At 64.9% G+C, this 11,774-nt stretch carries 14 protein-coding genes; 5 read left to right on the top strand and 9 right to left on the bottom strand.

The window, feature by feature from the left end; translation table 11 throughout:
* Positions 1 to 7: 7 nt before the first annotated feature.
* A complete protein-coding gene (locus PHA81_RS10715) occupies positions 8 to 1,819 on the bottom strand; it encodes a ribosome biogenesis/translation initiation ATPase RLI (RefSeq protein WP_273836765.1) in 1,812 nt (603 codons plus the stop codon).
* Positions 1,819 to 2,121, bottom strand: coding sequence for a hypothetical protein (locus tag PHA81_RS10710; protein WP_005038924.1), 303 nt, complete (start codon positions 2,119 to 2,121; stop codon positions 1,819 to 1,821). Before PHA81_RS10710 ends, PHA81_RS10715 begins: the two co-directional genes overlap by 1 nt.
* A gap of 126 nt (positions 2,122 to 2,247) precedes the next feature.
* Here PHA81_RS10710 and PHA81_RS10705 point away from each other — a divergent pair, with 126 nt between their 5' ends.
* Entirely contained in the window at positions 2,248 to 2,523 is a 276-nt protein-coding gene (locus tag PHA81_RS10705) for a hypothetical protein (RefSeq protein ID WP_005038927.1), read from the top strand.
* Positions 2,524 to 2,582: 59 nt separating this feature from the next.
* On the opposite strand, the gene PHA81_RS10700 is transcribed toward PHA81_RS10705, so the two are convergent.
* The 3 genes from PHA81_RS10700 to PHA81_RS10690 are packed head-to-tail and all read right to left on the bottom strand — an operon-like array spanning position 2,583 to position 4,115.
* On the bottom strand, positions 2,583 to 3,557 hold the full coding sequence (locus tag PHA81_RS10700) for a mechanosensitive ion channel family protein (protein WP_273836762.1): 975 nt from the start codon (positions 3,555 to 3,557) through the stop codon (positions 2,583 to 2,585).
* On the bottom strand, positions 3,557 to 3,808 hold the full coding sequence (locus tag PHA81_RS10695) for a YhbY family RNA-binding protein (RefSeq protein ID WP_005038931.1): 252 nt from the start codon (positions 3,806 to 3,808) through the stop codon (positions 3,557 to 3,559). The genes PHA81_RS10700 and PHA81_RS10695 overlap by 1 nt, the downstream gene beginning before the upstream one ends.
* A 31-nt stretch (positions 3,809 to 3,839) precedes the next feature.
* Positions 3,840 to 4,115, bottom strand: a complete 276-nt coding sequence (locus PHA81_RS10690; RefSeq protein ID WP_273836761.1) for a ribonuclease P — start codon at positions 4,113 to 4,115, stop codon at positions 3,840 to 3,842.
* A 102-nt stretch (positions 4,116 to 4,217) separates the two neighbouring features.
* On the opposite strand from PHA81_RS10690, the gene PHA81_RS10685 reads away from it, so the two are divergent.
* A complete protein-coding gene (locus PHA81_RS10685) occupies positions 4,218 to 5,270 on the top strand; it encodes a glycosyltransferase family 4 protein (protein ID WP_273836760.1) in 1,053 nt (350 codons plus the stop codon).
* A gap of 108 nt (positions 5,271 to 5,378) precedes the next feature.
* Here PHA81_RS10685 and PHA81_RS10680 read toward each other — a convergent pair whose 3' ends face one another.
* Positions 5,379 to 5,543: a hypothetical protein gene (locus PHA81_RS10680; protein WP_273836759.1), complete on the bottom strand. Its 165-nt coding sequence runs from the start codon at positions 5,541 to 5,543 to the stop codon at positions 5,379 to 5,381.
* Positions 5,544 to 5,734: 191 nt separating this feature from the next.
* Between PHA81_RS10680 and PHA81_RS10675 the strand changes: the two genes are divergently transcribed.
* Together PHA81_RS10675 and PHA81_RS10670 are read left to right on the top strand one after the other, a co-directional pair.
* Positions 5,735 to 6,574 (top strand): CPBP family glutamic-type intramembrane protease, encoded by an 840-nt coding sequence (locus tag PHA81_RS10675; protein ID WP_273836758.1) that lies wholly within the window; start codon positions 5,735 to 5,737, stop codon positions 6,572 to 6,574.
* 481 nt (positions 6,575 to 7,055) lie between these two features.
* Positions 7,056 to 8,156 carry a glycosyltransferase gene (locus PHA81_RS10670; RefSeq protein ID WP_273836757.1) on the top strand — a complete coding sequence of 367 codons (1,101 nt, stop codon included), beginning with the start codon at positions 7,056 to 7,058 and terminating at the stop codon, positions 8,154 to 8,156.
* Positions 8,157 to 8,191: 35 nt separating this feature from the next.
* On the opposite strand, the gene PHA81_RS10665 is transcribed toward PHA81_RS10670, so the two are convergent.
* Complete coding sequence (locus PHA81_RS10665; RefSeq protein WP_273836756.1) at positions 8,192 to 8,902, bottom strand: hypothetical protein; 711 nt, start codon at positions 8,900 to 8,902, stop codon at positions 8,192 to 8,194.
* Between the two features lie 682 nt (positions 8,903 to 9,584).
* On the opposite strand from PHA81_RS10665, the gene PHA81_RS10660 reads away from it, so the two are divergent.
* Positions 9,585 to 10,367: a 2-amino-3,7-dideoxy-D-threo-hept-6-ulosonate synthase gene (locus PHA81_RS10660; protein WP_273836755.1), complete on the top strand. Its 783-nt coding sequence runs from the start codon at positions 9,585 to 9,587 to the stop codon at positions 10,365 to 10,367.
* 45 nt (positions 10,368 to 10,412) lie between these two features.
* On the opposite strand, the gene PHA81_RS10655 is transcribed toward PHA81_RS10660, so the two are convergent.
* Together PHA81_RS10655 and PHA81_RS10650 are read right to left on the bottom strand one after the other, a co-directional pair.
* Complete coding sequence (locus PHA81_RS10655; RefSeq protein ID WP_005038948.1) at positions 10,413 to 10,760, bottom strand: cupin domain-containing protein; 348 nt, start codon at positions 10,758 to 10,760, stop codon at positions 10,413 to 10,415.
* A gap of 167 nt (positions 10,761 to 10,927) precedes the next feature.
* A complete protein-coding gene (locus PHA81_RS10650) occupies positions 10,928 to 11,719 on the bottom strand; it encodes an SDR family oxidoreductase (RefSeq protein WP_273836754.1) in 792 nt (263 codons plus the stop codon).
* Positions 11,720 to 11,774: the final 55 nt, after the last annotated feature.

Below are 11,774 nucleotides of genomic sequence, written 5' to 3'. Positions count from 1 at the left end.
GGGCAGTTCAGGGCGCGTAGTAGTACTCGCCCTGCCGTTTCTGCTCGCGGTCGAGCTGGCTGCCAGGCTTGTTGATCCGCGGCCGACCGACGCGCTCGTCGCGCCGGAAGGTGACGTCGAGATCGGCGAGGAAGCTGTTCATCCCCTCGCGCATCCCGACGGGCGTGCCGGCATGGCCGGATGCGGCGGGCTCGCCATCGAACACCAGGAGTCGGTCGGCGAGCAGGTCGATCATGTAGATGTCGTGGTCGATCACGAGCGCCGTAGCGTCGTGGTTCTCGGTGTACCGCCGGATGGCCGAGGTGGCCTGAACGCGCTGCTCGACGTCCATGTGGGCCGATGGCTCGTCGAGCACGTAGAGGTCGGCGTCCTCGGAAAGGCAGGCCGCGATCGCGACGCGCTGGCGCTCCCCGCCCGAGAGGTCGGTGAGGTTCTGCTCCATGATGCGTTCGAGCTGGAGCGGCTGGGCGATCTCGGTGTCCCAGTAGGAGCTCCCGAAGTCGTTCGTGATCGAGGAGAGAAAGGCGTCGACCCGCATCGGCTGGTCGATCTCGATGTACTGGGGTTTGTACGCGACGTCCAGTCGAGCGTCGACGCTGCCCTCGTCGGGTTCGAGCTCTCCCGCGAGAAGCTCCGCGAAGGTCGATTTCCCGATCCCGTTGGGCCCGACCACGCCGAGCACCTCGTTCTCGTTGATCGTGCCGCCCTCGATAGTCAAGGAAAACTCGCCGTCGCCGTAGGATTTCGTGAGGTCGGGGTACTCCACTAAGGGGCTGCTCGCGGCCGCGGTCCGCGGGGCGTGTTCCTCGAACTCGATGGCGTTCGGGCGGATTCGCATGTTCTCGTTTTCGAGATAGCCCGCGAGATACTCGTTGATCCCGTTTTTCACCGATTTCGGGCCGGTGACAACGCCGTAGGCTCCGGGTTCGCCGTAGGCGACGTGGAGCGAATCGGCGAGAAGGTCGAGGATCGCGAGGTCGTGTTCGACCACGAGCACCGACCGATCCGTTCCGGTGAGCTCGCCGATCAGTCGCGCGGCGGTCATCCGCTGACCGATGTCGAGATACGGCGTGATCTCGTCGAGGAAGTAGAAGTCGGCCTCGCGAGCGAGCGTCGCCGCGAGCGCGACCCGCTGGAGCTCGCCCCCGGAGATGGAGTCGATCGGCTGGTCCATCACCGGTCCGATCGAGAGCCGTTCGACGAGGTCGTCGAGGACGCCACGCTCGTCGGTGTGTTCGAGGAGTTCGCGGGTGTTGCCGTCGAAACGATCGGGGATCCGGTCGACGTACTGTGGTTTGCGCGCGACCGTCACCGATCCCTCCTGGAGCTCTTCGAGGTAGTTCTGGAGTTCGGTACCACGATACTCGTCCATCACCGCGTCCCATTCGGGTTCGTCGTCCCACTGGCCGAGGTTCGGCGTGATCTCGTCGGCGAGGATGCGGACGGCGGTGGTCTTCCCGATCCCGTTCGGTCCCAGAATTCCGGTCACGCGGCCCTCCTGAGGGGCAGGCAGCCCGTAGAGCGAGAAGGCGTTGTCGCCGTAGCGATGGACGGGATCGTCTTCGAGTTCCTGAGGAAGGTTGATGATCTCGATCGCGTCGAAGGGGCATTTCTCGACGCAGATCCCGCAGGTCTCGCCGAGACAGATCTCCTCGGAGATCCGGATCTGATCGGGATCGCCCTCGTCGGCGTCCTCGCCCCGAGTGGTGATACACTCCTTGCCGGTGCGGTTGGGCGGGCAGTAGTTCGCACACTCGTAGTTACACCGGTCGGGCTGGCAGCTATCGAGATCGACCACCGCGATCGAATCGTCGGCCATTACAGCGAGGCCCCGGTCGTCAGGAGGATCGCCCACGTCACGAACCACAGCGAGAACGTCATGAACGCGACGTAGAGGTTGTCTTTCACGCCGAAGTCCTCGACATCGACGCCGAGGAGGCGCAACAGCGGTAGCTGGAGAACGATCGCGCCGGCGAGCGGATAGAGCCCGATGGTGTCCGTCGCGGCGCTTGCGAGCGTCGCGGAGACGAGCGCGGCCGCGATACCGGAAAGCGTCGTGAGGGAAAGGACCGTCAGACTCCGGCGATGACCGGCCCGCTCGTCTACGGTCTCGGTCGACATACATCGACTCGGCGACGCGCGCTCAAAAGCCGTTCGCTCTCGTCGAACCGCGAATACGGCCATCAGTGCGGCGTTTCCGTCGCCCGGACCGCACCTTTATGCACGTCGCGTGCGTGCGTTTCGGCAATGAGTGAAACCGATGCGGAGGGGCTGGTCGATCTCCCGCCGAGCGCGAAGCTGGTCTACAAGGTACTCGAATACAACGGCGCGCTGACCCAGAAGGGGATCGTCGAGGAGTCGATGCTCTCGGCCCGTACCGTCCGGTACGCCCTCGAACGTCTCGAAGGGATCGAAGTGGTCGACGAGGACGTCTACTTCGCCGACGCCAGACAGAACCTCTACGAGATCACGGCCGAGACGTCCCCGGACGCCTGCGCCGAACCGGTCGTCTGCGACGACTGACGCGCCGACGAACGCCGACGAACGCCGCACGCCCGATCGCTCCACTCGAACCGTAGGCCCTACTCGAACCGTGAGCCGTTTTCGACATCGACGGTGCCCGAGAGATCGACCTGTGGGAATGGGATGTCGATCCCGGCGTCGTCGAAGCGTTTCTTGACCGCTGTCACGTACTCGCCGCGGATCTTCAGGAAGTCCGCTCGGTTCGGATCGGCGATCCAGAAGCGCGAGGTGAGCCCGACGTACGAATCCGCGAGCGCGCTGTCGGTGCTCAGCCGCACCGTGGGCGTGGGATCGTCGAGGATATCGGGATGTTTCTCGGCCTCCTCGACGATGATGTCGGTCGCTGTCTGGATATCGTCCTCGTAGCCGATGCCGAAGGTGAACTGGAGACGGAGCTCCTCGCTTGCCACCGGGTTCTTGATCACGCCGCCAGTGAGCACCGCGTTCGGCACCGTGAGGAGTTCGTTGTCGAAGGTTCTGACCCGTGTGACACGGAACGTGATGTCCTCGACCACGCCGGCGTAGGTTCCGCTCCCGCCGGGCCATTCGATCCAGTCGCCGATCCGGAACGGCCGATCGGCGTAGATGAACGCCCCCGCGACGAAGTTCGCAAGGGTGTCCTGGAGCGCAAACCCGATCGCCAGCGTTCCGGCCGCCGCGATCGCCGTGATCGACGTCAGAAAGCCGCTAAGGCGAGCGGCCTTGAACGCGATCGCGAGCGCGACGAAGAAGAGCAGGATTTTCAGGAGTCGCTGGATCGGCTTTCGCTCGTGGGCATCGAGACCACGACGGTCGAGCGCCCGGCCGAACAGCGGAACGACGATCGCTCGGCCGAGCGCGTAGGTCACGAACAGCGCGACCACGAACGAGATCGCCGCACCGAGAAGTTTCGGGTACGGAATACCGAACTCGCGCAGCAGCTGACCGACCGGCCCGATCCCCTCGACGGTGACGTTCCCGGTCGTGTTCCCGTCGGTCCCGTCGCCTGCCGACTGTCCCAACTGCAACAGCCATCCCGACACGCCAGCACGCATCAATAGTACGTTGCGGTGTTGCCTCGTGTCTCGATCACGTCGGCCCCGGCCTGGGCCGCGAGCCGGTCGGCCAGCTCGTCGGTCGTCGTCCCGCCGCGCGCCGCGCGGAGGAACTTCACCTTCACGAGATCGCGATCGCGGAGCTGGCTTTCGAGTTCGTCAGCAACCGCGTCGACACCGCCTTTCCCGACTCGGAGCGTGGCGTCGGTGGTCTGCGCACGCTTCTTGAGCGTTCGCTCGTCCTTTGTCATAGCCGGCCGTCGTCACCCGGCGGACGTAAGCCTATCTATACGGGTAGCGTGCCTGCGAACCGCAATCACACGTGATGACCACGTGGCCGTCCTGGGTCCTGACCCGACAGTTCCGCCCCGGCCGGAGGTAGGCGTCGCAGGCGTCACACGAGAAGCGCTTGAACCGGCGGGGTAGCGACCGACGGTTCCGTTCGGCGACCCGGCGCGCGAGGCGGACGTACTCCCGCGCGCGATCGTCGTGGCCAGCGCTCGCGGCGTCGGCGGCGAGCGCGTGGAGACGTTCGATACGTTCGTCGGCGAGAGTCATCGTTGCGGTCGGAGCCGTTCGGCCGGGGATTCACCGCCGGCGTACATCGGTCTTGCCTTCGCGTTCCGGTGGAGTTATTCGGCCCGCCGTCACGCCTCGGATGTGCGCGCGCTCAACTACCTCGAACTCGAAGGACCACTCCAGCGTAGCGGCTGGGCCACCGCCGCCGCCCAGCAGCGCCAGGCGCTCGACGCCACCGACATCGCGGTCGTGACGTCGCCGTGGCGCGGTGGGGACCTCCCCGCGGCCGCGAAGTCGTTCGCGTCGGGCAAGGGGTGTTTTGCCGAGTACGACCTCGCACACTGTCACGCGCCCGGTCCAGGGAGCCTCGCGGTCGCGCGTCACGCCCGGAGATCCGGTACTCCGCTGGTACTCCACGCCCACATGACCGCCGAGGACTTCGGCGAGTCGTTTCGGTTTTCCTCGCAGGTCGCCCCCGCACTCGGCCGCTACCTCCGGTGGTTTTACTCGCTGGCCGACCTCGTGCTGTGTCCGAGTCAGTACACGAAGGGCTTGCTCGAAGACTACCCCGTGGACGCACCCATCAGAACCATCACTAACGGCGTCGACCGCGACGCGCTCACGGGCCACGAATCGCTGCGCGAGGAGTACCGCGATCGGTACGATCTCGACGGCACGGTCGTCTTTGCGGTTGGCAGCGTCTTCGAACGCAAGGGCCTCACGACGTTCTGCCGGCTGGCAGAGGCCACCGACCACGAGTTCGCGTGGTTCGGGGCCTATGATACGGGACCGCACGGCTCGCCGGTGGTGAAGCGCTGGACGAGCGACCCTCCCGAGAACGTCACCTTCACCGGGTGGGTCGACGACAAGCGCGGCGCGTTCGGCGCTGGCGACGTGTTCTGTTTCCCGACGAAAGACGAGAATCAGGGCCTCGTCGTGCTGGAGGCGATGGCGTGTGGCAAACCGGTCGTCATCAGCGACATACCGGTGTTCGAGGAGTTCTTCACCCACGGCGAGGACTGCCTGAAATGCGGTAGTGAAGCGGAGTTCCGCGCGGCGATCGATCGCCTCGCCGACGACCGTGCGCTCCGCGAGCGCCTCGGCACGAACGCGCGCGAAACCGCCGCCGAACACAGTCTGAAGCGGGTCGGTGAAGAGCTCTCGTCGATCTACCGCGACCTCGTGGGACAGTAGCCACTCCCGACACGACACGGCAACGGCGACCACGACGACCGGATCAGGACGATCGCGTGAAACCACGAGGATTCCGGCTCGACGGAAGTCGACGAGCGATCGGATCGATCAGGCCGGTCCCCGACTCCGGAGCCACGCCGCTGGCTCGCGGTTCTCACCTCCAGCTTCACCGACGTTCGATGGGTCGGCGTTCGAGTCGTTTGGAACGGTCGGAGAATGTGAGCCACCGCTCGGGGCAGCCAGCACCGGATGGGTGGCGAGCAGCTGTCGCATTCGCTCGCAGTGGGTGTCACCGGTGTTCGGCGCGAGCCAGCAGCGCTCCGGCGTGAAGGAACCGTGAGGAGCTCTGTGGAGTTGTCAGTGCAGAAACGTAGGGGTCGAATCGCTCGACAAAGGGCTGAACCGAATACGAGCGATAGTCATGCCCCCCACGATTATTACGCTCGGCCTTCGATTGAGAGCAGATGAACGAGTTACGTCGAACCGTACGGAATCGTCCGGTTGTGAGCTTCTTTTTGTTGAGTGTCGGGGTTTCGTGGTCGCTGTGGGGCTTGCAGCTCGTCGTACCGTATCAGCCGTTCGTCTCCTTCGGTTTGGGCTTCGTGTTCTATCTCTTCGGTTTCGTCCCACATTTTGGCCCCTTGTTCGCTGCGGTAGTTCTCGTTTGGCTCGCTGGTGGTGATCTCCGGTCGTGGGCGAGCCAGATCGGCCGCTGGCGAGTCGCTCCATACTGGTATGGGTTCGCGCTGTTGCTTCCGTTGCTTTGCAGTGTCGGCGTCGTAATCGCCTCGGCGTTGCTCATCAACGCACCGTGGCAGAACCCGTTTCGCACCGCTCCCGGATACGCCCCCGTTTTCATCAGTTTCGTTATCACTGCATTCGGTCTCGAAGCAGGGTTCCGTGGGTTCGCGCTTCCACGGCTCCAGCGGCGATTCAACGCGCTGGTCGCGAGCGTCGTTCTCGGTGTTGCGTGGGCGGTCTGGAGCCTACCACAGTTGCTGTTCCCGGGTTCAGTCCTCTCTACGTTCTCGATGTTCGTGTACGTGCCGGCAGTGATCGTTTTCTCCGTTCTCCTCACATACATCTACAACAGTACGAACGGAAGCGTCTTGATTGCCACCGTACTCAGTGCCGGTATCCAAACCGGACTCGCCACTTCGAGTACGCCGATTCTCGCGATGCAGCTCGTCACACTGGCTGTCTGGACGGTTCCAGCGCTCTGGGTCGCGAACTTCTACGGAGAGGAACGACTCGCGGAACGACTTCCACCGACTGAAAACCACATCGACCTGCTCGACGAATAGACCCCTCCGGCCCCGTCACCAGTCACGTGGTTGCAGACTCGCTGAAAGCCGGCTATCCCAACCCGTGAGGAAAGATATGGGACCCGAGAGACCGAGCGTTCTGTCCGCGTTCCAAAGCACGCGCTCCTGACACGGCTAGTTCCGTCTCGCAATACGGGCCCGTCTTACACGGAGTGCAATAGTTCCGAGTCCGAAATCAGGAGCGGTTGGACGTGTTCCGGAGAAGCCACAATCAATTTCAGATCCCCAGCGTTGGACGAAGCCAATGGAGAGTACGGATCTCCTTGCGGAGTTCGGTAAGCTCGCTCTCGGCCTCGTCGTTCTCGTTGTCGCGCTCACGCCAGGAGCGGTGTTTTCACTCTGCAACGAACCCAGCAGCCCACACTTGTCAAATCGATAAACTATTTCAGACGGGACGGACACGGCGTTACCGACGCCGAAGTCACAACGGCTTACTGCTCCCTCCCAGAACCGTCCGGGGATGCCACCACACGTCGCCGCGTTCACCGACACCTACCTCCCGACGGTGAACGGCGTCACGTACACCATCAGGGCGTGGCGCGAGCACTGGAGCGAGCGGGGCGGCCGGATGGACGTGATCTATCCCGACAGCGACCACGATCCCGAGACGAGCGAATACCCCGTTCGAAGCGTCTCCTTTCCGTTCTACGATGGGTACCGGATCGGTGCGCCGACGGTGCCGGAGGACGTTCGCGAGGCAGAGATCGTCCACGCACACACCCCGTTCGGTGTCGGCCTCGCCGGACTCCGACTCGCCCGCCGGACCGACCGGCCACTCGTCGCGTCGTATCACACGCCCGCGGCGGAGTACGCCGGCTATCTCGCGGAAGGGTGGCTGATGAACGGCGTCGCGCGCGCGGGCAACGCCTACGAGCGGTGGTTTCTCGACCGCGCCGACCGGGTGATCGCGCCGAGCGACACGACCAAAACAGCGCTCGAAGCGCGCGGTATCGGGCCCGTGTCCGTAGTCACCAACGGGATCGACATCGATCGGTTCTCGCCGACCGACACCGCAGCGTTCCGCGAGCGCCACGATCTCCCCGCGGCGGGAGAGCGACTCCTCATCGGCTACACCGGTCGTCACGGCTTCGAGAAGCAGCTCTCGGATCTCGTGGCAGCGGTCGATGGCACCGATGTCACACTGGTGTTCGGTGGCGACGGTCCCGCACGTCAAACGCTCGAAGCCGAGGTCGCCGAACGCGACGTCGACGTTCGCTTTCTCGGCTTTCTCGACCGTGACGAGCTCCCATCGTTTTACTCCGCGCTCGACGTGTTCGGCTTTCCGAGTCCGGTCGAGACGCAGGGCCTCGTCGCGCTCGAAGCGATGGCCTGCGGGACGCCCGTAGTCGGTGTCGAGGCGGGCGCGCTCGTCGAAACCATCGATGACGGCGTGACGGGCTATCACTACGACCGCGGCGACGTCGCGGGCTTTCGCGCTGCGCTCGATCGCGCGCTCGCCGACCGCGATCGGCTGGCCGAAAACTGCCTCTCACAGCGTGAATCGATGAGTGTTGAGCGCGCGGTCGACGCGCTCGCGGCGGTGTACGACACGGTGGAGTGAGACGACGTGCGGTGACGTGATCGGCCGAGATCGAGTCAGGCAGACGCGCCGTCGAGGCTCGCGTAGGTGCGCGCCATCGCGATCCAGAGCAGGACGAACGCGATCGCGACCGCGATCGCCCCGGCGAACAGCCCGAGCGGCGCGAGCGACCCGGTGAGTGCAGTCGCGAGAACCACCGAGACGGCAAACAGGACCGCATCGATCAGCAGCACGGCGATCGCGATCCCGAGCAGCGTCGTCCGGTGGCCGTCGGTGGCCGCCCAGCTCCGCCGGAGTGCGGACGCAGCGTTCGCGTCCTCGACCGCGACGAACGGCAGCGCGAGCAGGAGTGCGCCGAGGACGAACACGCCAGGTACAATCAGGACGACGAGGCCGATCGCGACGAGGACGGCCACGACGAGCGCGCCGACGAGCCAGTTCGCGAGCGCCGGCGCGACCCCGCGAGTCAGATGCTCGCGCTCGACGACCCCCCACCGAGTCGCGAACACCCTGATCGTGACCAGCCCGACGTAGCCCGCGACCACACAGACGACTGCGAGCCCGATCACCGGAACGGGATCGAGCGTGAGCGTGAACGGGTCGCCGGATCCGGAGAGCACCGCGTCGGGCACGATGCGATAGACCGGCCCTGCGAGCAGCGCAACAAGTGTCTGGACGACGGCGAACGCGAGGAGGAGGAGCAACGCCGGTCCGGTCGCCAGCCGCCGGAGCGACTCGCGGAGGACCGAGGCGACGCCGAGTGTCATACCCGAAGTGATTCGAGCGCGGATACTGTGCCTTGCGGTTTGCTCGGAACACGGCACGCCGACGCACTGCTCCGATCGTCACCCCGTCACGAGCGACGACCGATCAGCACCCAACACCCATCAGAAAGAGATTCCCGGTGTTTCGAGACCGCATTGGGCATCGTGGTCAGTGGCCACCCCGATGATATCGAAATGGGAGTACGAAACCGCATTTCAACACGAGACACGATCAAGGTCGAACAGATATAGGTACACTCGTGACGATGGTCAGCAGCCGTGTCCAAGCGACGGCATGTCGACGGCCACATCCCAAATAGTCGATTCGAATTGCTTCGCTTCCCTCTTTTCTAGGTTTGGAATCGGTACATCAGCTCGGGTACTGGCAGAAATAGTCGTGGATCGTGAGTAGAGTACACCGATAGAGTCCGATCATAACTGTTCAGTACCACGCTTCGTCCCCCTCTCGTCACGGTTCGATGCTCCCATCGAAACCGCTCGATAGTGAACGGTCGAGATATCGATCGCTGGCCTTCGCGAGAGTCGTACAGACAGATATCGAGTGCTTTTCTCTAATCGATATCGCGGTTGGTTCGGTTCCGGCCGTGGATCACAGTTCACCACGAAAGTGGATCGTCGGTCCGAGCCGGAACAACTTATAGGGAACAGCACGGTGAGACAATCGATGACAGTCGGCGTTACTGCGCGACTCGACAGGATCGGGACAGACGGACGCATCGTGAACGTGCCGATGGATCACGGGATCACGCTCGGCGCGGTCGACGGCCTCCGCCGGATCGAGGAAACGATCGACGCGGTGACCCGCGGTGGCGCGGACAGCGTGCTGACCCAGAAAGGGATCGCGCCGCGGGTCCACCCCAACAAGAACGGGGCCGGCTACATCGTCCACCTGAACGCGTCGACCGCGACGGGGCCGGACACCAACGACAAGCGACTCACCGGAACGGTCACCGAGGCCATCCGTGCGGGTGCGGACGCGGTCTCGCTCCACGTCAACGTCGGGAGCGACTCCGAACCGCAGCAGCTCGAACAGCTCGCGCAGGTCACGCGAACCGCCGCCGAGTACGGAATGCCGGTGCTCGCGATGACCTACGCCCGTGGCCCGGGGGTCGACGAGAGTGATCCCGAGCGCCTCGCCCACGCGGTACGGCTCGCGGAGGAGGCCGGCGCGGACGTGGCGAAGACGGCCTACAGCGGCGACGCGGCGAGCTACGAACGTGTGACCGAGGCGACGAGCCTCCCCGTCATCATGGCCGGCGGCGATCCCGAAGGGAACGAAGCGACGCTCGAAAACGTCCGCGGGGCGATGGACGCGGGTGCGGCTGGCGTCTCGATCGGGCGAACGGTCTTCCAGCACGACGATCCCGAAGCGATGACGCGCGCGGTCACAGCCGTGGTCCACGACGACCGGTCGGTCGACGACGCCCTCGATCGGGCTGAGTTGTAAGCCGACCGCCATTCGAAAACTGCGATCGCGGTCGGCGCGGAGCCGTCACTCCTCGCGGTCGGTCCAGAAGTCGAAGCTACGACCCGGAGCGAAGACGTCGATGGCGACCGCCCGCTCGTCGCCGGTGTTCTCGACCCGGTGGGACTCCCACGCTTCGAGGTGGACCGAGTCGAAGCGTTCGAGCGTCGCCGAATCCTCCTCGGTGTGGACGGTGATTTCACCCTCCAGCACGACGCAGACCTGCTCGTTCTCGTGGTCGTGCATCGGCGAGGAGTGGCCCGGCGGCTTCTCGAACCACTCGAAGGTGAACTGGTCGCTGCCGGCGAGTGAGACTCGACGCCAGCCCTCGTCCGGCTCGTACGTCTCCGCCGCGGCGAAATCAACGTTTCTCATGTGCTTCGTCAACGCATCGTTCCCATCACTATTGAATATTGTGGACCCGACCACGGTACCGGCTGCCGCTCGAACGAGCAGCCGAACGGCTCACCGATCGACGGGTGATCGAGCGACGGGTCATCGATCGACGGGCGACCGAGCGACGGTCGATCGGCGATCCCCGATCAGAGGTTCGCAGCACCCGCACCGCCGTCGATCGGGATCGAGACGCCGTTGAGATAGCTCGACCGGGGCGAGCAGAGGAAGGCGACGACCTCGCCGAGCTCCCGGGGTTCGCCGATGCGTTCGAGCGGGATTCCTTCGGCGCGTGCGGCGAGGCCCTCCTCGTAGGAGTCGTACTCGCCGCGCTCGACCGACTGCTCGACGAGCTCCTCGATCCGGCTCGTCTCGTGCGGGCCGGGCAGCACCGCGTTCGCCCGGACCTCCGGGGCGAGCTCCTTCGAGAGCGTCTTTTCGAGTCCGACGACGCTCATCCGGACCGAGTTCGAGAGCACCAGCGAGTCGATGGCCTCCTTGACGCTTCGGGAGGCGATGGTGACGATCGTGCCGCCGTCGCCGTCTTGGAGGTGCGGAGCGGCCTCGCGGACCAATCGAACCACGCTCATCACGAGGAGGTCGAACGCGTGATACCAGTCCTCGTCGTCGGTCTCCATGAACGGGCCGCTCGGTGGTCCGCCAGCGCTGGTCACGAGATGATCGAGTCCGCCGAACTCCTCGACGGTCGCCGTCACGAGCGCTTCGACGTCCTCCTTTCGAGTGAGATCGCCAACGACGCCGACCACGCTGCCCTCGCCGAGCGCGTCGAGCTCCGCGACGGCCTCGTCGAGTCGGTCCTCGTCCCGGCCGTTGAGCACCACGTTCGCGTCCTCCTCGGCGAGCACCGCTGCCGAGGCACGCCCGAGACCGCTGCTCGATGCTGTCACCAGTGCCACGTCGTCCGCCACGTCGAGACTCATAGCAGTCGAAACCGTGGTCGCCCGCCACTTAGTCGTTCTGTTGCTCCAGCGTGGA

It is taken from the genome of Halococcus sp. PRR34 (genome assembly GCF_028617175.1).
Classification (GTDB): domain Archaea; phylum Halobacteriota; class Halobacteria; order Halobacteriales; family Halococcaceae; genus Halococcus; species Halococcus salifodinae.
The sequence above is the reverse complement of the archived record's forward strand: the minus strand, read 5'-3'. Positions and strand labels throughout refer to the sequence as shown.

What these genes read in the sequence shown, in the direction of transcription:
- PHA81_RS10715 (WP_273836765.1), bottom strand. Translation starts at nt 1,819, where the DNA reads ATGGCCGACGATTCGATCGCGGTGGTCGATCTCGATAGCTGCCAGCCC.
- PHA81_RS10710 (WP_005038924.1), bottom strand. Translation starts at nt 2,121, where the DNA reads ATGTCGACCGAGACCGTAGACGAGCGGGCCGGTCATCGCCGGAGTCTG.
- PHA81_RS10705 (WP_005038927.1), top strand. Translation starts at nt 2,248, where the DNA reads ATGAGTGAAACCGATGCGGAGGGGCTGGTCGATCTCCCGCCGAGCGCG.
- PHA81_RS10700 (WP_273836762.1), bottom strand. Translation starts at nt 3,557, where the DNA reads ATGCGTGCTGGCGTGTCGGGATGGCTGTTGCAGTTGGGACAGTCGGCA.
- PHA81_RS10695 (WP_005038931.1), bottom strand. Translation starts at nt 3,808, where the DNA reads ATGACAAAGGACGAGCGAACGCTCAAGAAGCGTGCGCAGACCACCGAC.
- PHA81_RS10690 (WP_273836761.1), bottom strand. Translation starts at nt 4,115, where the DNA reads ATGACTCTCGCCGACGAACGTATCGAACGTCTCCACGCGCTCGCCGCC.
- PHA81_RS10680 (WP_273836759.1), bottom strand. Translation starts at nt 5,543, where the DNA reads ATGCGACAGCTGCTCGCCACCCATCCGGTGCTGGCTGCCCCGAGCGGT.
- PHA81_RS10675 (WP_273836758.1), top strand. Translation starts at nt 5,735, where the DNA reads ATGAACGAGTTACGTCGAACCGTACGGAATCGTCCGGTTGTGAGCTTC.
- PHA81_RS10670 (WP_273836757.1), top strand. Translation starts at nt 7,056, where the DNA reads ATGCCACCACACGTCGCCGCGTTCACCGACACCTACCTCCCGACGGTG.
- PHA81_RS10665 (WP_273836756.1), bottom strand. Translation starts at nt 8,902, where the DNA reads ATGACACTCGGCGTCGCCTCGGTCCTCCGCGAGTCGCTCCGGCGGCTG.
- PHA81_RS10660 (WP_273836755.1), top strand. Translation starts at nt 9,585, where the DNA reads ATGACAGTCGGCGTTACTGCGCGACTCGACAGGATCGGGACAGACGGA.
- PHA81_RS10655 (WP_005038948.1), bottom strand. Translation starts at nt 10,760, where the DNA reads ATGAGAAACGTTGATTTCGCCGCGGCGGAGACGTACGAGCCGGACGAG.
- PHA81_RS10650 (WP_273836754.1), bottom strand. Translation starts at nt 11,719, where the DNA reads ATGAGTCTCGACGTGGCGGACGACGTGGCACTGGTGACAGCATCGAGC.